Source organism: Ferrimonas balearica DSM 9799, from assembly GCF_000148645.1.
In the GTDB taxonomy this organism is placed as follows: domain Bacteria; phylum Pseudomonadota; class Gammaproteobacteria; order Enterobacterales; family Shewanellaceae; genus Ferrimonas; species Ferrimonas balearica.
The window spans coordinates 3,148,544-3,168,175 of the sequence record NC_014541.1 but is presented as its reverse complement, the minus strand read 5'-3'; the positions used below and the strand labels follow the sequence as shown (position 1 = coordinate 3,168,175).

The window sequence follows — 19,632 nt, the reverse complement described above, 5'->3', positions numbered from 1 at the left end:
CCTGTGGCAGTGCCGGTGACAAACGAAATAATATAAGATTACGCATTAGCTAAAGTAATCAATAAACGTGAGGTGGATCACCATGTCCAGGCGCCTTCCACCCCTCAATGCGGTTAAGGCATTTGAGGCGGCAGCACGCCATCTGAGTTTTACCCGGGCCGCTGAAGAGCTGTTCGTGACTCAGGCCGCTGTCAGCCACCAGATCAAGGCGCTCGAGGAGTTCCTTGGATTAAAATTGTTTCGCCGAAGAAACCGTTCGCTCCTGCTCACCGAAGAGGGGCAGAGCTACTTTCTCGACATCAAGGATCTGTTCACTCAACTGGCCGATGCCACCGAGCGTTTGCTGGCGCGCAGTGCCACCGGTTCTCTCACCGTCAGCATGACCCCCTCCTTTGCGATTCAGTGGCTGGTGCCCCGGTTGGCCCGCTTCTCTGAGCAGCATCCAGAGGTGGACGTGCGGATCAAAGCGGTGGATGAGGATGAGGCCTCGCTGACCGACGATGTGGACGTCGCGATCTACTTTGGCCGGGGCAACTGGGCCGGACTGCGGGCGGATAAGCTGCGCAGTGAATGCCTGGTGCCGGTGTGTTCGCCCCGTCTGCTGCAGGGCGACAATCCGCTGCGTGAGATCGCCGATCTGGCGCGCTTCACCCTGCTGCACGATATGTCCCGGCGGGATTGGAAAGCCTGGATCAAGCAGGTGGGCGCCAACGTCAATGTGAACTCCGGCCCCATCTTCAGTCACTCCTCACTGGTGTTGCAGGCCGCGATCCACGGTCAGGGTGTGGCGCTGGGCTCCTCGGTACTGGCCCGCCCTGAGGTGGAAGCCGGTCGTCTGGTGTGCCCCTTTGGTGACGTATTGAAGAGCAAAAACGCCTACTACCTGGTGTGTCATGAAAACCAGGCAGACCTTGGCAAGATTGAAGCGTTCCGTGAGTGGATGCTGCAGATGTTCAGTGACGAGGCCCACAGTGATCTTATCCCCTCTGCCGACTGAGGCGCTGCCTGCCGGGTTTCGGCTCGATGGCAATCCCATGGCCCCTAACCTGGTGCTGTTGGCCCACGGTGCCGGGGCAGGCATGGACCACCCCTTTATGACCAAATTCGCGGCGCTGCTGGGCAGTGACGAGATCGCCGTGATCCGTTTTGAGTTTCCCTATATGATCCGCGCCCGCGACGAGGGTAAGCGACGTCCGCCGGACAAGCTGCCCCGCCTGATCGAGTGCTACCAGCAATGGATTAAGGCGTTCGCGGGCAGCGGTCGCCGCCTGTTTCTGGCGGGCAAGTCGATGGGGGGCCGGGTAGCCACCGTCTGCGGCGCTGACCACGACGTGGAAGGCGTTATCGCGTTGGGTTACCCCTTCCACCCGGTGGGCAAGACCGAACCGGACAAGTGGCGCTGGGAGCCGATTCAGGCGTGCCAGGTGCCGCTGCTGATTCTCCAGGGCCAGCGTGACAGCTTTGGCTCTGAGACGGAGCTGGCCGGTCAGCCCCTGCCATCGGGCACCACCCTTGAGTGGATCACCGATGGCGACCACAGCCTGGTGCCGCGCAAGCGCAGCGGCCTGAGCGAACAAGACAACTTAAAGCGGGCTGCCGATTTGGCCCGCGGTTTTATCAAAGGATGTGCATCATGAGCCGACTGTTCCTGTTAATCGCTGCCCTGCTGGGCCTTCTGGCCACCGGCCTGGGGGCCTACGGCGCCCATGGCCTGCCGGGCAAAGTGAGTCCTCACCTGGTGGACAGCTTTAATACTGCGGTGCAGTACCAGTTTTTCCATGCGCTGGCGCTGATGGCCATTGGCTTGTGGCTGATGCGTGAACAGAGCCGCCTGCTGGTGGCCGCGGGCATCGCCATGATCCTCGGCATGCTGGCCTTCTCCGGCAGCATCTACGCTTTGGTATTGCTGGGCAGCAAGGGCTTTGGCCCGATCACCCCGATGGGGGGCATGACCCTGATGGTGGGCTGGGGCTTGCTGGCCGTGATGGCGATGGTGAAAGGGGGTGAGCGTGAGTAAAGTGCTGCTGCACTGCCGTGCTGGTTTTGAGAAAGAGTGTGCGGCGGAGATTCAGGAGCGTGCTGCCGAGCACGAGGTGTTTGGTTACCCGCGCCTGATTAAGAACAGCGGCTTTGTGCTGTTTGAGTGTTATCAGCCGGACGACGCTGAGCGGCTGATGCGCGAGCTGCCGCTGCGCAGCCTGATCTTCGCCCGTGCCTGGTTTGTGGTGCTGGCGGACCTGAACGAGATGGACCCCGCCGACCGCGTGGCCGCGGTACTCGAGCATGCCGAACTGCTGCCTAAGGCGGGCAAGCTTTGGGTGGAGAGTGGCGAAGGCGACGATTACCGCTCGTTGCTGACCTTCTGCCGCAAATTTACCGTGCCGCTGCGCCAGGCCCTGCGTCAGCGCGGTGTGCTGACCAAGGCCGAGAAAGAGAACATGCCCCGCATCCATCTCTTTCTGACCGACAACCAGAACGGTTACCTCGGTTACAGCCGCTCCGATAACGGCTCGCCGCACTTTATGGGCATCGAGCGCCTGAAGTTCCCGGCCGAAGCACCAAGCCGCTCCACCCTGAAGCTGGACGAAGCGATCCGCTATTTCCTGACTGAAGAGCAGGAAGCGGCCCGACTGCAACCGGGCATGCGTGCAGTGGACCTGGGCGCCTGCCCGGGTGGCTGGACCTATCAGCTGGTGCGTCGCGGTCTGTTTGTGCAGGCCGTGGACAACGGCCCGATGGCGGAGAACCTGATGGAAACCGGCCAGGTGACCCACCATATGGAAGACGGCTTCAAGTACGAACCGCAGCGCAAGAACGTGACCTGGCTGGTGTGCGACATGATTGAAAAGCCGGACCGGGTGGCGCAGTTGATGGGCAGCTGGTTTGCCCGGGGCTGGTGCAGCGAGGCGATCTTTAACCTCAAGCTGCCGATGAAACAACGTTACACCACGGTGTGCGATTGTTTGAACCAGTTAACGGAAATCCTGGACGGCTCCGGGGTAGGGTTTGAGCTACAAGCCAAACACCTGTACCACGACCGCGAGGAGATCACTGTCTACCTGCGCCGTCGAGGGTAAATACCGACGGAGGCCGCATGGTCGCGATGACGTTCTGGGCCCTGTTGGGCACAATAACCTGGATGCTGCCCACCTGGTGGGTAGCGCGCTTAAACCGCGCCAAGGGTTGCACACAAGTGTTGTGGATCCTCAGTGCGATGCTGTTTTCCTATCTGGTGCTGGTGCCCTATCTGGCGCGGCCCAAAGATCATCAACCGGCGCAGCTGCGCTGGCGACCCTGACCGGTAATCCATAAAAAAGGCTCCCATGCGGGAGCCTTTTTTGTTGCTGGCGGGATGGCCTTACAGGCGAGCCAGGATGGCGTCGGTAAACGCCTTGGTGCCGGCGTTGCCACCGAGGTCGCGGGTCACGTTCTCACCGGCGGCGATGGTGTCGCGGACGGCGTCACGGATGCGCGCGGCCTTGTCGGACATGCCCAGGTACTCCAGCATCTGCACGGCACCGAGGATCAGTGCGGTGGGGTTGGCCAGGTCCTGGCCTGCGATGTCCGGAGCACTGCCGTGTACCGCTTCAAAGATGGCGGCGTCGGTGCCGATGTTGGCGCCCGGGGCCAGGCCCAGACCGCCGACCAGACCGGCACACAGGTCAGACAGGATGTCACCGAACAGGTTGGTGGTGACGATCACGTCAAACTGGGACGGGTCCATCACCAGCTTCATGCAGGTGGCGTCCACGATCATCTCTTCGGACTCGATGTCCGGGTAGCGCTCACCCACTTCACGGGCCACTTTCAGGAACAGGCCGGAGGTGGACTTCATGATGTTGGCCTTGTGCACCGCAGTGACCTTCTTGCGGCCCTCTTTGCGGGCCAGCTGGTAGGCAAACTCACAGATGCGCTCGGCACCCTCGCGGGTGATGATGCTCATCGCTTCGGCGGTGCTGCCATCGTCGGTCACGCGCTGGCCGGCGCCGGAGTACATCCCTTCGGTGTTTTCACGGATGGTGATGATGTCGACGTTGTCATAGCGGGCCTGGGTCCCTTTCAGGGACAGCACCGGACGCACGTTGGCGTACAGGTTAAAGCGCTTACGCAGGCTGACGTTGATAGAGGTAAAGCCTTCGCCGATGGGCGTAGTCAGAGGGCCTTTGAGGGTAACGCGGTTCTTTTCAATCAGCTCGAGAGTGCTGGCGGGAACCAGTTCACCGTGCTTTTCTAGCGCGGCCAGACCCGCATCAGCGAATTCGTAGGTGAAGTTACAGCCGGCTTTGTCCAGTACCTTAAGGGTGGCATCGACAATATCGGGTCCGATCCCATCGCCGGGGATCACGGTAATGCTTCTTGCGGACATGGTTACATCCTTCCACGTTGAACTTGTTGGATCCTTGGCCCTTCTTATTCTCCGACCAGTCACTGATGACTGTGACGGAGAGGCGGGGCTTTGTTAGCATGTTGCGGCCCACATTCTAACGATTTTTGCAGCTTACTAACAGTTAGCTGAAGGTATAAGTCACAAAAATGGACATTTTGAGAGGTAACTCTGTGCACAGGAGATGGCTGACAGTATTGCCCCTGTTGGGGCTCACCCTGGGGAGCGTGGTGGCGGCGCCGGTAACGCCGCAAAGGGTAATGGAATTCAAAAGCCTGAAGGACCCGGTGGTGGCCGACAACGGCACCGCAGTGGCCTTCACCGCCCGGCCGGATCGCGGCAATCCTGAGGGGCGGATCCGACTGGCCAACGGCGAGTTGATTACCGTAGAGCGAGCCGAAAAACCGCAGTTGAGTGCAGATGGCCGTTTTGCCCTGTTTGAGCAGCCGGTGGCGTTGCTGGAGCAGGAGAACGCCAGCGCCAAAGCCCGCAAAAAACTGAAAGGCGGTGCGGTCCTTGTTGACCTGCAAAGCGGCGAACAAACCGCGTATGAGCGGGTTAAATCTGCGGCCTTCAGCGACGATGGCACCCTGCTGGTGGTGCTGTTTGAAGCCGCAGAAGAGGAGAAGGACATAGACAAAGAGGAAGCGCCGAAGCCGGGCGAGGGCGATGACAAGGAACCCGCAATCGATGACAAGGAGCTGGGCAGTGAGTTGCTGGTACAGCGCCTGAGCGATGGCAAAACCGTACGCTTTGACGCTGTTCGAGACTATGCCCTGGCGGAACAAGCCGGTTCACTGGCGTTCAGCACCAGTGTGGAAGAGGGCAAGGGCAATGGCGTGTTCCGGCTGGGTCCCGACCTCGCCGTGCTGCCGGTGTTCGAACAGGATGGCATGGGCACCGCTTCTCTGGTGTGGGATCGCAACGGCCGCCAACTGGCGTTCAGTTGGGGCGATCTGACTGAGCAACCCCGCCACCGCACCCATAAGGTGGCGGTGTGGGCCGATGGTGAGCTGCGCTGGCAGGACCTGAACCACGCCGACTTTATGGTGTCCGGCCACAGTAAACTGCAGTTCAGCCGGGATGGTGAGCGCCTGTTTATCGGTCGCCAGATCCGAACGGCCAAGATCCCCGAGCCGCCCAAGTTTGATTCCGAGGCGGACCTGACCGACATCGACCGCCTGCTGGCCCGCTCCGATCTGGTGTTGTGGCACGGTGACGATGAGCAGATCAAAACCCGTGAGATGAACCAGTACGACAAGGAGCGCAAGCGCACCTATCAGGGGGTATGGCATCTGAAGGGAGAGCGTTTTGTTCAGCTGACCGACGGCGCGCTGCCGGAGCTGGTGCTGGCGGAGAACCGCCGTTACCTGCTGGCCAGCTCGGACAAGCCCTATCGCAAGATGATCTCCTGGGCCGGGTTCTATCGTGACTGGTACCTGGTGGACCTGAACAGCGGTGAGCGTCGCCTGCTGGCCGAGCAGGTCAGCAGTGGCGACAAGCCCACTCTGGGGCCGGATGACGGCCACGTATTCTGGCATGTGCGTGACGCCCTCTATCACCATGACATCGCGGCCAACCGCACCCGTAAGGTGGCGGATGGCTTCTCCAATGAGAACCACGATTACCCCAGCCCCGCGCCGGGGTATGGCTTTGGTCCCTGGCTGGAAAACGACGCCGCGTTGTTGCTGTACGACAAGTTCGACATCTGGCGCTTTAACCCTGCCAAAGGCGAGTTGACCCGACTGACCGAGGGCCGGGAAGCCACCACCCTGTACCGGGTGAAGCAGACTGACCCTGACCAACTGGCGGTGGCGGCAGATGCCGAGCTGCTGGTTCATGGCGTCAACGAACAGAGCAAAGCCGAGGGGCTGTTCCGGCTGAACCTGGCCGACGGTGCGCTCACCGCCTGGCAGCAGGGCGACTACAAGATCAGCTTCCATGCCAAGGCGGAAGACGCGCCGACTCTGCTGATCAGTTATCAGCGTTATGATCGCTTCCCGGATCTTTACCGCAGTGAAGGGGCCAACGGTGAGCTGGCCCGGGTCAGCCAATTGGGTGGCCAGCTGGCGGATCTGGACTGGGGTCAGGCGCAGCTGGTGCGTTGGCAGACCGAGGATGGCCAGGCCCTCAAAGGGGTGCTGATCACGCCGCCGGGTTACGACGGCAAAACCCCGCTGCCCACCATGATCTACTTCTACCGCATCATGAGCGACCGCCTGCACGCGTTCCCGCAGATGGCGATCAACCACCGCCCCAACTTCCCCTGGTACGCCAGTGAGGGCTATGCGGTGTTTCTGCCGGACGTGGTGTTCGAGGTGGGCCAGCCGGGCCCGGCATCGCTTAAGGCGCTGCTCTCTGGGGCTAAAAAGCTGGTTGAGATGGGCGTGGCTGACCCGGAGGCCATCGGCCTTCAGGGCCACTCATGGGCCGGCTACCAGAGCGCCTACATCGCCACCCAGACCGATTTCTTCGCCTCGGTGGTAACGGGTGCACCGGTATCCAACATGACCTCCGCCTACACCGGTATCCGCCTCGGTTCCGGCCTGGGCCGTCAGTTCCAGTACGAGTCGGGCCAGAGCCGCATCGGCAAAACCCTCTATGAGGCGCCGGAACTCTATCTGCAAAACAGCCCGGTGATCTACGCTGACCGCATCAATACGCCGATGGTGATCATGTTTGGCGACGAGGATGACGCCGTGCCGTGGGAGCAGGGCATTGAGCTCTACCTTGCCATGCGTCGACTGAGCAAGCCGGTGGTGATGCTGCAGTACCAGGGCGAACCGCACCATCCCAAGCAGTACCCCAATAAGGTGGATTACAGCATCAAGATGAAGGCGTTTTTCGACCATACCCTGAAAGGGGCGCCAGCACCGGCCTGGTGGCAGCAGGGGCTGCCCTACAGCAAGCCGGACAAGTAAACCGCTGAAACGAAAAAAGCCCCCGCCTGGGGGCTTTTTTTACGAGCCGGTTTCAGCCGCCGTTCTTCAGCTGCTCAAACGCGGTTTCCCCCCAGCCAAACAGCACGCCATCGCGAAAAAGCAGTGGGGTGGTTTCATCGGGGGTGGTTTCACCGTCGCCTTTGGTGCGGTGAGTGCGGTAGCGCAGCACCTGAATGCCGTGACCGTCGTGGTCGGTCAGGGCTTCGGAGAAATCCGGGTTGCCGAGGCGCTCCAGCACGATCGCTTTACTCAGACCCGGTTCAAGGGTGGCGATGGCCGCGACATTGTGTTTCTGGCGGTCATCCCAATCCATGTTGTCCGGCGTAGCGGGCGCTTCTTCCCACACCGACACCACGACCACCACAAACACCAGATAGAGACCAAGAAGCACCGCCACAACCGGCACAAGACGAGACTTTCCCTGAGACATCACTGTTAATCCTGTGTTGCAAACGTGACTAGGTTAGCAGTGGATTGGTGACAATCAAAGGGGAGGCGGAGGCCGATCTATTGGTGAATTTTGTTACTGGAGGATAATGATCAACAAACTGAGCATATGGGATGGACAAAAACCCGCTGGCGTTGTTACAAACCCTGTTCTCTGCGGTAAATTGGCCGCTGAGCATGACAACGATAAATATTTAAGACTTTAAGAATGCAATCACTAATCAAACGTCTCACTCAGGGCAGCCTCGTGCTGCAGATCCTGATCGGCATCATTGCCGGTATTGCCCTGGCCAGCTTCAACCCGGCCTGGGCCAAATCCGTGGCGCTGCTGGGCGACCTGTTCGTCTCGGCGCTGAAAGCGGTCGCGCCGGTGTTGGTTTTCATTCTGGTGGCGTCCTCCATCGCCAACCAGAAGCCGGGCCAGCACACCCACATGAAGCCGATTGTCGGCCTCTACCTGATCGGCACTTTTGCTGCATCTCTGACCGCCGTTGTGCTCAGCTTTGCCTTCCCCACCACCCTGGTGCTGGTCACTGACCAGAGCACCCTGTCGCCGCCGGAAGGCATTGGCGAGGTGCTGCATAATCTGCTGTTCCAGGTGGTCGATAACCCGGTGAACGCCCTGATGACCGGCAACTTTATCGGCATCCTGGCCTGGGGTATCGCGCTGGGTCTGGCCCTGCACCGCGCCTCTGACGCCACCAAGCAGGTGTTCCACGATGTCTCCTTCGGCATCACCCAGATCGTGAAAGTGGTGATCCGCTTTGCCCCGCTGGGCATCTTCGGCCTGGTGTCCAACACCCTGGCCACCACCGGCTTTGGTGCCCTGCTGGGTTACTCCCACCTGCTGGCGGTACTGCTCAGCGCCATGGCGATCATCGCTCTGGTGGTGAACCCGCTGATCGTGTTCGTGAAAACCCGCGAGAATCCCTACCCGCTGGTGCTGCGCTGTCTGCGTGAAAGTGGCGTGACCGCCTTCTTCACCCGCAGCTCTGCGGCCAACGTGCCGGTGAACCTGGACCTGTGTAAGCGCCTGAACCTGCACGAAGACACCTACTCTGTCTCCATTCCGCTGGGCGCCACCATCAACATGGGCGGCGCGGCGATCACCATCACCGTGCTGACCCTGGCAGCCGTACACACCCTAGGTATCGAGGTGGATCTGGCCACTGCGCTGCTGCTGAGCATCGTTTCCGCGGTTTCCGCTTGTGGTGCCTCCGGTGTGGCCGGTGGTTCTCTGCTGCTGATCCCGCTGGCCTGCTCCCTGTTCGGCATCGATAACTCGGTAGCGATGCAGGTGGTGGCCGTAGGCTACATCATCGGCGTTCTGCAGGACTCGGCAGAAACCGCGCTGAACAGCTCCACCGACGTGGTGTTTACCGCTGCGGCGGACAAGGCGGCCAGCCGTAAGGCCTGATGCCCCAGTCCATATGACAGAAAGCCCGGCCAGTGCCGGGCTTTTTTGTGTGCTTTGCCCGGGGACTACCGCGGCACTTTGAGGGCCTGGCGGATCAGGTTGGTCTTGGAGATGTTGTAGCGGCTGAGGTGGCCCAGCCAGTCCTCCGGCCCCAGCAGCGCCTTCAGCACCGCTTTCTCACTGCGCCCCTGGCGGGCGAGGGACTGGGCCTGGTCGCACAGTTGCTCGAGGTAATCGAGCTTATCCTGCAGCGCCTGATGGCCGCTCCTGACCGGGCCGCGATGGGGGCACAACACGGTATCGAACTCCAGGGTCAGCACCCGGCGCAGACTGGCCATCAGTTGTGCCAGGTTCTCATCACTGCGCAGGTAGCGCAGTTTGCGGGAGAGGTAGAGGTCGCCACTGAACAACCAGCCCTGATGGGGCAGGTGAAAGCAGGTCAGGTCTTTGGCGTGGCCGGGGGTGGGGATCGGCACGATGGGGCTGCCGTCGTCGAGCTGCAGGTCGTCGGCCAGAGGTTCGGTGAGCAGCGGCGAGGGCGCCCCCCAGATCAGCCGTTGCAGTGGCGGGGTGGCAAACCCCCGGGCCAGCTTGGCCCGGCCCGCCTCCGGCGCCATCGGCACCAGATTGTGCATCGCCGCGATGCGACCGGCGTTGCCGCTGTGGTCTTCATGGTGGTGGGTTAACAGCACCTGGCGCAACGGGCGCTCTTCAACAAAGGCGGACACCGCCGCCCACTGATTGGGCGGCCCGCTGTCGATCAGGGTGTCGCCCACCCGGTAGACGATAAAGGTGGTGTTGATGCCGAAGTTAAAGCGCCCGACCCGTACCCCCTCGATGGCTTCAATATGAAAGCGTTCCCTCGTTGCCATGGTTTACCAGGGGATCTCGCTGCCGTCGTAGTTAAAGAACCGGCCGGAGACCGACAGGTCCAGCTGGGACAGCACCTGGCGCATGCCACGCACTGAGGTCTGGGTGCTGATCAGGGCGTTGGGGCCCCCCATGGCGGTCTGTACCCAACCGGGGTGCAGCAGCGCCACGCTGACCTGCTGTGGGGCCAGGTCCACCGACAGACTTTTGCCGATGGCGTTGAGGGCGGCTTTAGAGGCACGGTAGAGGTAACTGCCACCGCTGCCGTTGTCGGCGATGGAGCCCATCTTGGAGGAGAGCAGGGCCACTTTGGCGCCTGCGCTGAGGTTATCCGCCAGCGTCTGCACCAACAGCAGTGGGGCCAACACATTGACCGCCATCACCGGGGCAAAATCGGCCTCGCTGACGTTGCCAAAGGCCACACCCTTGGGGCCATACAGCCCGGCGTTGCTGATCAGCAGGTCGATGCTTTGGTTGCCCAGATAGGCTTTCAGGCCGAAAAGTTGGGCCGGGTCTGACAGGTCCAGTGCCACCAGATCCAGGCTGCCGGGGTGAGCTTCGGCCAACGCCTGCAGCTCGTCCGCCTGTTCCGGTTGGCGACAGCAGGCGATCACCCGATGGCCATCGGCCAGGTACTGACGCACAAACTCCAGACCGATGCCACGGTTGGCCCCGGTCACCAGGGTGGTGTAACTCATGTTGGACTCCCTACTCGAAATTGACTGAGGTTGAGCTTCAGTTCCAGGTCACGTCGTAGTTGCACCAGGCGGTAGCTCAGCCGGGCTTCATCCTGATGGGCCTGCAGGCGCTCACCCAGTTTGCCGGGCACCGCGTCGGCGGCGAACAGGGCCTTCAGGCTGTCAAACTGGCTGACCAGCTCCAGTGCGGTTTTCTTGCCAATGCCCGGTATGCCCGGAATACCGTTGCCGGAGTCCCCTGCCAGCGCCCAGTAGTCGAGCAGACGGGACTGGGGCACCCCCACTTTCTGCTGCAGCAGCTCCGCATCGATCCAGTGGCCATCGAAATGGTCCCATTGAGCGATGCCGGGGCCGAGCAGCTGGCCAAAGCCCTTGTCGGTGGAGAGGATCACCACCTCACCTCCGGCTGCTGACACCTTGCTGGCGATGGTGGCGATCAGGTCATCCGCTTCCAGATCCTGCTGGCGCACGGAACGCACACCAAGACTGGCGAAGCCGGTGTCGAGCAGGGGCAGGGCGCGGGCCAAGTCTTCCGGCATCGGCTTGCGGTGTGCTTTGTATTCGGGGTAGAGCTGACGGCGCCAGCTGTTGTCGTGGCCGCCGTCCCATACCAGGATGGCGTGGCTGGGTTTGTGCTGGCGCAGGGCCTTGTCCATGGCGCCCAGGCAGCGGCGCTTGAGGTCTTCTGCGTCCTCATTGGGGACGGCGGCATGGATCCGCCTTACCAGGTTGAGGCCGTCTACCAGCAGCAGTTTGGGTTTCATCGGGGTTGGATCTCGTAACAGGGGTGATAGACGCTGCCGGGCAGCTTCATGCGGCCCTGATCAACGAAAGCGCTGAGCAGGGTATCGAGTCGGGCCATCATGGCCGGGTCGCCGTGGATTCGGAATGGCCCGCGCTGGCGGATCGCTTTAACGCCCTGGGACTTCACATTGCCGGCGACAATGCCGGAGAAGGCTTTGCGCAGATGGCCAGCCAGCATCGCTTTGTTGGCCATGGGGCGAAGATCGAGATTGGCCATGGTGTCGTGGTCCGGCTCAAACGGCAGCTGGAACTCCGGCTCAATCTTGAGGCGCCAGTTAAACGCGAAGGCATCGTCGACGGAGAGGCGGAACGATTTGACGTCGGCCAGCTGCTGCTTCATGTAGCGCGCTACGGCTTGCGGGTCGTCGATGATGATGTGGTAGCGGCTCTGCGCTTCGGGGCCGAGGGTGGCGCCGATAAAGGCGTTGATCTCGTCGAAGTAGGCGCGGCTGCTTTGGGGCCCGGTCAGCACCACCGGCAGGGGCTGGTCCCGGTTCTCCTCGTGGAGCAGGATCCCCAGCAGGTAGAGCAGCTCCTCCGCAGTGCCGACGCCGCCGGGGAAGATGATGATGCCGTGAGCCAGGCGCACAAACGCCTCCAGACGCTTCTCGATATCCGGCAGGATCACCAGTTCATTGACGATCTGGTTGGGCGGCTCGGCGGCGATGATGGAGGGCTCGGTCAAGCCGAGAAAACGGCCATCGCGGATGCGCTGCTTGGCGTGGGCAATGGCGGCGCCCTTCATCGGCCCCTCCATGGCGCCGGGGCCACAGCCGGTGCAGATGTTGAGGTCGCGCAGGCCCAGCTCGTAACCCACCTCGCGGGTGTACTGGAACTCCAGATCGTTGATGCTGTGGCCACCCCAACACACCACCATATTGGTTTCCCCTTTGGGGCTGATCACCTTGGCATTGCGCAGGATCTCGAACACCACGTTGGTGATGTGCACCGAGTTGGTGAGGTTGATGTGGCGGAGGTTCTCGTAGCGGTCGCTGATGTAGAGGATGTCCCGCAGCACGGCAAATAGGTGCTCCTGGATGCTGCGGATGATTTCGCCGTCCACAAAGGCGGCTTCCGGCGGGTGGGTCAGTTCCAGCTTGATGCCGCGCTCGCTGCGCAGCACCCGGACCTTAAACTCCTGGTAGCGTTCAAACAGGGCGGTGCTGTCGTCACTGGTGAGGCCGGAGGCCAGCACCGCCAGGGAGCAGTTGCGGTAGAGTTGGTAGAGTTCCGAGGCGGCACTCTCGCGCAGCCGTTCCACTTCCAGTTGGGACAGTTGATCGAGACTGCCCCGGGGACGCACTTGTACCTGCATGATCCCCTCCCTTTTTTGTTGTTGTCAGCTGTCGATTTCGACCCGATCCCGACCCTTACGCTTGGCACGATAGAGCGCGGCATCGGCGCGTTCGAAGGTCTCCTGCATGGTTTCGTTGCCGGTCACTAGAGCGGCGCCGATGGAGATGGTGATGGACAGTTTTTCGTTGCGGAACTTGAATGGAATCGCCTTGATCCGCTCCCGGGTGCGGTTGAGGATCTGGCCCACCTGTTCGGCGGACACGTCCGGCAGCAACAGCACGAACTCTTCGCCACCGTAACGGGCCACAAACTCACCTTTTCGCAGGGAATTCTTCAACGCCATCGCCACCACCTGCAGGGTCTTATCCCCTGTAGTATGGCCAAAGCTGTCGTTGATCCCCTTGAAGTGGTCGATATCCGCTACCGCGACCCACAGGTCATTACCGTAGCGTCGGACGTTGCGGTATTCCCGTTTCAGACGCTCATCCAGCGCCGCGCGATTGGGCAGCTGGGTCAGGGCATCCAGCATATTGAGGCGCTGCTGCTCAATCAGCTGATCCTTGTAGCCACTGGCTTCTGAGGCCAGGGCGGTCAGCTCTTTGCGCATCTTTTCCATGCTGCCCTTGAGGCGGGCAAATTCACGGGTTTCCTCTTCATCGCGCTTGCGCAGCAGCTCGCGGATGGTGCCCAGTTCGTTGGCAACCAGCGACTTGAGCTGGTCCAGCTCCGTAGCGGCACGGACGGAGTCGCCAAACTCCATGCAATGGGTGGAGAGCTGGCGGTGGAACTCCCGTTGATGGCCAAAGTTGCGCAGTGACTGGTTCCAGTTCTCCGCCACCGCTTCACGCACCGCCCCCAGGGCGTCGTTCAGGGCAAACAGGAACTGTTGGGAAGCGCTTTTCTCCTTGGCGATGTCCGCCATCAGCAGAGTCAGGACCTGCTGGTACGCTTCCAGCAGCTGTTCGGCGCTGATCTCACCGGCCAGCTCCGCCTTGATGGCGGCAATCATGTCGCGGCTTTCGTTGCGGAAATCGATCTCGCTGAGCAGCTGGGCCAGTTCGTGGGCCAGCTGGCGGTGACGCGGGGTAATGGCCAGTGGCTCTTCGCTGGCCATGCGCTCTTTCAGCAGGCTTTCGTAGTAGCCCACCAGGCGGGTCATCTGCGGCAGGAACTCCCACAGGGTATGGACAGGCTTCTGCACATCCTGCTGGAAGAAATACAGCTCGCGCTGAAACTGGTCCGGCAGTTCGGCCAGTTGCCCAAGTCGACGGGCCAGCGATTGCAAAGCCTGCTGGCTGGTGCCGATCTCCCTCTGGGTCAGCTGATACTGATTTTGCAGTGCGCGACAGAGGTTGGTCAGTTCCGGCAGGATGCTATCGATATCGGGATTGTCGGCCAGCTGAGTCCGCAGCTTGGCCAGACGGTTGTCCAGCTCCAAATTCTGTCCTTTGCAGTTGATGCTCAGGTGGTGGAGACACTCCACCAAGGCTTTAATCTGGCGCTCGTGCAGCTCTTTATATTCCGTCAATTGCTGCTGAGCAGCCTGAGCACGCTTAAGGTGGTGCGCCAGGGTGTCCTGAGCCTGGTCCGAGGGAGTCGCCTCTTTCATTCTTGGTTAAGTCCGCTGCACGCCAATCTGCGTTACTTACTGATTTTTCTGTTTGATCACATGGTATCTGAGGATGTGGCAAGTGCAAGCCCGCAGTTACTCCGGGGCGATCTGGGCCGAAATATCTTGTCGTTCTGCGGAATCCTCCGGCGCACTGGGCTCCACCGGCCAGCGCAGCTCCTCCTGGCCGTTGCTGACCAGGCAGCGAATCACGCCATGCTGAATGCCTTTAACGGCGCTGGCGTAGAGCTGTTCGGGGTTGAGCAGGGGAGCGCTGAGGGCCACCGGGCGCAATTGTACGAATTGGTCACAATCGGTGCGGTGAGCCAGATCGTTGGCGCTCCAGAGGGCCAGTTGGGTCAGTTCAAGTGCTTGTTCCGGCGGAAGGCGCAGCAAAGCGCCGGGCTGGAACGGCAGCGGAATGATGCCGGCGCTGATGGGGCCGGAGAAGGCATTGTGGCCGCGGAACGCCCGCTGCAGTCGATCAAACAGGCGCAGCATTTCCCGTTCCAGCGGAATCTCCTGCTGGATGGTCATGGCCACCAGGCCCAGGTTGGGCTCGAACAACCGGTCGACCCAGCCCTCCTCTTTCAGCAGGGTGATCAGGCGCTGGCGCTGTTGGGTGAAGTGGGCCTGGCCGGTACGCAGCTCGGAGGTTGGCAGGTCGCCAAGCTTGAGCAGCACCAGATAACCGGACTCCGATGCACTGAGGTGCTGAAACAGGGCCTTACGATTACCGGCGCCGGTGTCGGCCAGGGTCAGCACTTCGTCATGCAGGCGGGACAACTGGCTGCCTTTGTGGCGATGGCGGTACCACAGCAGCAACAGGCTTAATGACAGTGCCACCAGCAGCAGCACGATCAGCAGGCGTTGGTTCTGCAGGTTGTTCAGCAGTTGCTTGGACTCATTCAGCGCTTCACCCTGGCGCTGCAGCTGGTTGCGCAGCTGTTGCTCGGCCAACTGATTGGCAGCGCTGAGACCACCGTTGGCCGGCGCGGGCAGGGCGATGTCCGCCGCCTGGCGAAGCTGACCCCAGGCTTGCTCAGTGCGGGACAGGGCGCGGTTGGCTTCGGCCATCACCATCAGCAGTGTGCGCTCACTGGGCTTGTCCTCCTGCTGACGGCTCTGCACCAGCAACTGCTCAGCCAACAGTAGGGCGTCGTTCCAGCGGCCCAGCGACAGGTAGGTTTCACTGAGCGCCAGGCGGGTGGCAAAGATCAGTTTGTCGTGCTTCCGCTCGGTCACGGCCTGCAGGGCCAGTTGCAGATACTCCAGGGATTTGTCCGGTTCACCAGCATCAAGGTAGGTGAGGGCAATCTGGTGCCGGGTGCGGGCGATGGCCAGCACGGACTCCTCACGCAGTTGCAGGTCGAGCGCCAGCATATAGTGATGCAGCGACTGCGCCGGTTCTCCCAGCTCCCGGTAGGCGGTGCCCAGTTCGGAGAGCGCATTGGCCAGCCTCAGCGGCTCGTTCAGCGGTTCAAAGATGGCCGCCGCATTGTGGGCATGTTCCAGGGCGCGGCTGTACTCATTGATGCCGCGGTAAAGACGGGCCAGTTCCAGTTCCAGCAAGCCGGGGAAACGAGGGTTGTCGACGAACTCCGCCAGGCTGAGGGCGGAGCGGTAGTGCTCGGCCGCCAACCGGGGTTGCTCCGCTACCCTCAGGGCGCGGCCGAGGTGATGTTCAATATCTGCCAGGGTGCCTTTATCACCCAGTGCTACGGCACGCTGACGGGCCTGGCCCAGGCGCTCTATCGCCTCAGGCAGGCGCTCAAGATAGCGCAGCAGGGAGCCAGCCAGGGTCAGAATCTGCACCTGAAGGCGCAGGCTGTCGTTATCGTCCATCCCTGACAGGGCCAGGTTGGCGGCATCAAACTGTTGCAGGGCGTAATCGAATTCGCTGCGCATGGAGCCGGCATACAGGCCGTCCAGCATCATCATGCGGGCTTGTTGTTGTGGGGTAAATTGATGCTCGCGCAGCTGGGTCAGCAGGGCTTCAAGTTCCGGCTTGTGGTTGAGCGCGTGATGGGCGTAAGCGATCAGCAGCAGTCGCTCGGTTTCCAGGCTGGGAGTGCGTCCCTGATCGTTCTGCCACTGGGTCAATACCCCTTCCGGATTGTCGTTCACCATGGCCCAACCGCTGCGGGACTCCCCAGGTCCAAATGCCATCACCGGTGCCGTTAGCAACCACGCCAAAATCACTGCTAATGCCCGGTACATTCCCTGCCTCGTCTGGATCCCTATGTCATCACTGGGTATAGTGCCAGCCCGACATTTCCATAACAACTATAACGATACCGAAAAGGAATTTGAGATGAGGATGTTACCCGCCGCCCTCTCTGCGCTGGCCTGGATGGCCGCCCCCGCTTGGTCTGACGTGACCTACCACATCGATATCGACCGGCCAGACCATCATCTGGCGACCGTCTCGGCCAGCTTCCCTGTGGCGGACGCCGGTCAACTGGATGTGAAACTGCCCAACTGGCGCACCGGCCGCTACCAGTTGCTGCCGATGGCCGATGGCGTGCGCCGTTTTGAGGCGGTGAACGCCGACGGTGAACCGCTGACCTGGCACAAAACCGCCCGGGCCACCTGGGCCATTGAGCTGGTACAGCCCACGGAAGTGACCATTCGCTATCAGGTGCATGCCACCGAGCTCGGCGATCGCAGCCGCCATATTGATGACTCCCACGCTTATCTGGACGCCTCCGGGGTGTTTATGTACAGCCCGGCGTTCCGTGATGAGCCGCTCAGCGTGACCTTGTCGGTGCCCGAGCAGTGGCGCAGCGTGTCAGGGATGGACTCAGAGCGGGCGCACCAGTTTGTTGCCCCCAACTACGACGTGCTGGTGGACAGCCCGATTGAAACCGGCATCCACCAGGACTTTGCCTTCCGGGTCGATGGTCGCGATTACGAGCTGGTGATCTGGGGGGAGGGGAACTACGACACCGAGCAGATGGTGGCCGACCTGAAAGCCCTGGTGGCGGCAGGCGGCGCTTACTATGACCACGACTACCCCTACCAGCGCTATGTCTTTATGGTGCATGCCACCACCGGAGTGCGGGGCGCGACGGAACACCTCAACTCCACGGTCATTCAGCGTCCGCGCTGGAGCTTTGCCAAGCGCCAGGAGTACCTGAGCTTTATCGGCACCGCCTCCCACGAACTGGTGCACACCTGGAACGTTAAGGCCTACCGACCCCAGGGCCTGGTGCCCTACGAATACCAGGCCGACAACTACACCCCGTTGCTGTGGCTGGCCGAAGGGGGCACCAGTTACCTGCAGAATCTGTGGCTGGTGCAGGCGGGCATCATGACGGCGGAGGAGTATCTGGCGGACATGGCCAAGCGGCTTGAACGTCACCAGCAGACGCCGGGACGTGAGCTGCAGAGCGTGGCGGAGGCCAGTTTTGATAACTGGATCGCCCGCGGCGGCGACTACGGCACCAACCACAGCGTCAGCATCTACTCCGAAGGCTTCCTGGCCAACTGGGCGCTGGACTTCTGGCTGCGCGATGGCGGCAGCGGCATTGATGCCCTGCATCGGGCGCTGTATCAACAGCACCGACTGCCGGCGGCCTACAACAATGATTCGCTGCAAACCCTGCTGACCGAACTGGGTGGCCGCGATGTGACGCCGTTCTGGCAGAGCCATATCGACGGCCCGCTGCAGCTGGACATCGATGGCTTGCTGGCTCAGGCGGGACTGGCGTTGATCCCGGCCAAGAAGCAGAAGCTGGAGTTGGGGGTCAGCCACGATGACAGCGGCAAGCTGACCCGGGTGCGTCGGGATGGCCCGGCCTGGCAGGCGGGGTTGACCCCCGGTGACCAGCTGGTAGCGATCGACGACCAGCGCTTTGACCCGGACCTGTGGCGCCAGACTCTGGCGCAGCATGAGGCGGGCCAGAAGGTCACCGTTACGGTGTTCCGCCGCGACCGGCTGATGAGTCGTGAACTGGTGCTGGCCAGTGCCCCGGACGGGAAAGCCAAGATTGAGCCACTGGCGTCGGTGAGCAAAGCGCAAAAGGCGCGCTTTAAAGCCTGGCTGGGCATCGACTGGCCGTTTGATTAACCTCATCGGCACAAAAAAAGGGCACCCTCGGGTGCCCTTTTTTGCGCCTGGATTGGCTCAGACGCTCTCGTCGACGCCACCCATGGAGGCCAGCAGATCCGGCCACAGGCGTTCGAACTCGCCACACATCAGGGCAAAGTCAGCGTCGTAGCGGGCGGCCAGGTCAGCCTTGTCGATGTCGTCGTTCTGATCCTGCAACACATCGGCGAACTTGATGCGCTTCACTGACAGGTCGGCGCTCAGCACAAAGCTGACGGATTCGGCCCAGTCCAGGCCCACTTTTACCGCCAGCAGGCCAGCATCGAGGTGAGCGGTCACTTCATCGCTGTCCAGCGGCAGGTCTTTCAGTTTCACGCTGCCGCCGTTCTCCGCCAGGCTCTTCAGCTCGGCTTCTTCCAGCAGGGTCAGGTTGTGGCCGATGTTGCCGGTGCGAACCCAGTCGGTCATCGCCTCTTCCGGCAGGGTGTTGGGCATCAGCGGTGCCACCGGCAGGGAGCCGATGGCCTGACGCAGCAGAGAGAGCAGCTCTTCGGCGCGGGCGGCGCTGGAGCTGTCCACCAGGATCAGTTGCTGGCGCGGCATCACCAGGGCACGGATGCGCTTGCGACGGCTGAAGGCGCGCGGCAGCAACATCGCCACGATGTCCTCTTTCATCGCTTCCTTTTCCGCCTTACGAGCCGGGCGACCCTGCTCGTTTTCCAGCTGGCCAACGCGCTCGTCCAGTTCCTCTTTGATCACCGAGGCGGGGAGCATCTTCTCCTCCTTCTCGATGGCGATCAGCAGGTTGCCATCGGCAACATGAACCAGGCCACCGCCCACTTTCGGCCCCAGTGCAGCGACAAAGCCCAGCTTGGCCATCTCCTGGCTGCCGGCCGGGGTGAAGGCGAGGGCCTCCATCTGCCGCTCCAGCTCATCCGCCTGCCAGTCGATGGGCTTGGTGAGGCGATAGGGCAACGCGTTTTTAAACCACATAGGGGATCCTGTCTGCTTGGCAAATCAATGGGGCGGCAGTGTAGCGGAATGTCGGACAAATCCCAACGCTGACGAGCATGTGGTGAGCTTGCTATCCTAGCGCCGTAGCCTCACTGACGCC

17 protein-coding genes are annotated in these 19,632 nt (G+C 61.6%); 8 read left to right on the top strand and 9 right to left on the bottom strand.

Annotated elements, in window-relative coordinates:
- Positions 1–82 precede the first annotated feature (82 nt).
- From FBAL_RS14445 to FBAL_RS14425, 5 genes are read left to right on the top strand one after another with little or no spacing between them, the layout of a single operon-like run.
- The gene (locus tag FBAL_RS14445; protein WP_013346327.1) at positions 83–997 is read left to right on the top strand and encodes a transcriptional regulator GcvA; all 915 of its coding nucleotides are present in this window, start codon (positions 83–85) and stop codon (positions 995–997) included.
- Positions 972–1,637: an alpha/beta fold hydrolase gene (locus tag FBAL_RS14440; RefSeq protein WP_013346326.1), complete on the top strand. Its 666-nt coding sequence runs from the start codon at positions 972–974 to the stop codon at positions 1,635–1,637. Before FBAL_RS14445 ends, FBAL_RS14440 begins: the two co-directional genes overlap by 26 nt.
- On the top strand, positions 1,634–2,017 hold the full coding sequence (locus FBAL_RS14435) for a DUF423 domain-containing protein (RefSeq protein ID WP_013346325.1): 384 nt from the start codon (positions 1,634–1,636) through the stop codon (positions 2,015–2,017). Before FBAL_RS14440 ends, FBAL_RS14435 begins: the two co-directional genes overlap by 4 nt.
- The gene (gene rlmM / locus FBAL_RS14430; RefSeq protein ID WP_041251316.1) at positions 2,010–3,077 is read left to right on the top strand and encodes a 23S rRNA (cytidine(2498)-2'-O)-methyltransferase RlmM; all 1,068 of its coding nucleotides are present in this window, start codon (positions 2,010–2,012) and stop codon (positions 3,075–3,077) included. Before FBAL_RS14435 ends, rlmM begins: the two co-directional genes overlap by 8 nt.
- Before the next feature lie 17 nt (positions 3,078–3,094).
- Entirely contained in the window at positions 3,095–3,298 is a 204-nt protein-coding gene (locus FBAL_RS14425; protein ID WP_013346323.1) for a hypothetical protein, read from the top strand.
- A gap of 60 nt (positions 3,299–3,358) precedes the next feature.
- Here the strand turns inward: FBAL_RS14425 and FBAL_RS14420 are convergent, their stop codons facing one another.
- A complete protein-coding gene (locus FBAL_RS14420; RefSeq protein ID WP_013346322.1) occupies positions 3,359–4,366 on the bottom strand; it encodes an isocitrate dehydrogenase in 1,008 nt (335 codons plus the stop codon).
- 278 nt (positions 4,367–4,644) lie between these two features.
- Here FBAL_RS14420 and FBAL_RS14415 point away from each other — a divergent pair, with 278 nt between their 5' ends.
- On the top strand, positions 4,645–7,305 hold the full coding sequence (locus tag FBAL_RS14415) for a S9 family peptidase (protein WP_049779511.1): 2,661 nt from the start codon (positions 4,645–4,647) through the stop codon (positions 7,303–7,305).
- 52 nt (positions 7,306–7,357) lie between these two features.
- Here the strand turns inward: FBAL_RS14415 and FBAL_RS14410 are convergent, their stop codons facing one another.
- Entirely contained in the window at positions 7,358–7,756 is a 399-nt protein-coding gene (locus FBAL_RS14410) for a DUF3192 domain-containing protein (RefSeq protein ID WP_013346320.1), read from the bottom strand.
- A 225-nt stretch (positions 7,757–7,981) separates the two neighbouring features.
- On the opposite strand from FBAL_RS14410, the gene sstT reads away from it, so the two are divergent.
- A complete protein-coding gene (gene sstT / locus FBAL_RS14405; protein WP_013346319.1) occupies positions 7,982–9,190 on the top strand; it encodes a serine/threonine transporter SstT in 1,209 nt (402 codons plus the stop codon).
- 65 nt (positions 9,191–9,255) lie between these two features.
- Here sstT and FBAL_RS14400 read toward each other — a convergent pair whose 3' ends face one another.
- From FBAL_RS14400 to FBAL_RS14375, 6 genes are all read right to left on the bottom strand, one after another.
- Complete coding sequence (locus tag FBAL_RS14400; protein ID WP_013346318.1) at positions 9,256–10,062, bottom strand: MBL fold metallo-hydrolase; 807 nt, start codon at positions 10,060–10,062, stop codon at positions 9,256–9,258.
- Between the two features lie 3 nt (positions 10,063–10,065).
- A complete protein-coding gene (locus tag FBAL_RS14395; RefSeq protein ID WP_013346317.1) occupies positions 10,066–10,758 on the bottom strand; it encodes an SDR family oxidoreductase in 693 nt (230 codons plus the stop codon).
- A complete protein-coding gene (xni, locus tag FBAL_RS14390) occupies positions 10,755–11,522 on the bottom strand; it encodes a flap endonuclease Xni (RefSeq protein WP_013346316.1) in 768 nt (255 codons plus the stop codon). Before xni ends, FBAL_RS14395 begins: the two co-directional genes overlap by 4 nt.
- Complete coding sequence (gene ppnN / locus FBAL_RS14385) at positions 11,519–12,877, bottom strand: nucleotide 5'-monophosphate nucleosidase PpnN (RefSeq protein WP_013346315.1); 1,359 nt, start codon at positions 12,875–12,877, stop codon at positions 11,519–11,521. Before ppnN ends, xni begins: the two co-directional genes overlap by 4 nt.
- A 24-nt stretch (positions 12,878–12,901) precedes the next feature.
- Complete coding sequence (locus FBAL_RS14380; protein ID WP_013346314.1) at positions 12,902–14,467, bottom strand: GGDEF domain-containing protein; 1,566 nt, start codon at positions 14,465–14,467, stop codon at positions 12,902–12,904.
- A 96-nt stretch (positions 14,468–14,563) separates the two neighbouring features.
- A complete protein-coding gene (locus FBAL_RS14375; protein ID WP_041251314.1) occupies positions 14,564–16,636 on the bottom strand; it encodes a tetratricopeptide repeat protein in 2,073 nt (690 codons plus the stop codon).
- Positions 16,637–16,787: 151 nt separating this feature from the next.
- On the opposite strand from FBAL_RS14375, the gene FBAL_RS14370 reads away from it, so the two are divergent.
- Complete coding sequence (locus FBAL_RS14370) at positions 16,788–18,539, top strand: M61 family metallopeptidase (RefSeq protein WP_041251313.1); 1,752 nt, start codon at positions 16,788–16,790, stop codon at positions 18,537–18,539.
- Positions 18,540–18,596: 57 nt separating this feature from the next.
- Here FBAL_RS14370 and rdgC read toward each other — a convergent pair whose 3' ends face one another.
- Entirely contained in the window at positions 18,597–19,511 is a 915-nt protein-coding gene (rdgC, locus tag FBAL_RS14365) for a recombination-associated protein RdgC (protein WP_013346311.1), read from the bottom strand.
- Between the last annotated feature and the right edge of the window lie 121 nt (positions 19,512–19,632).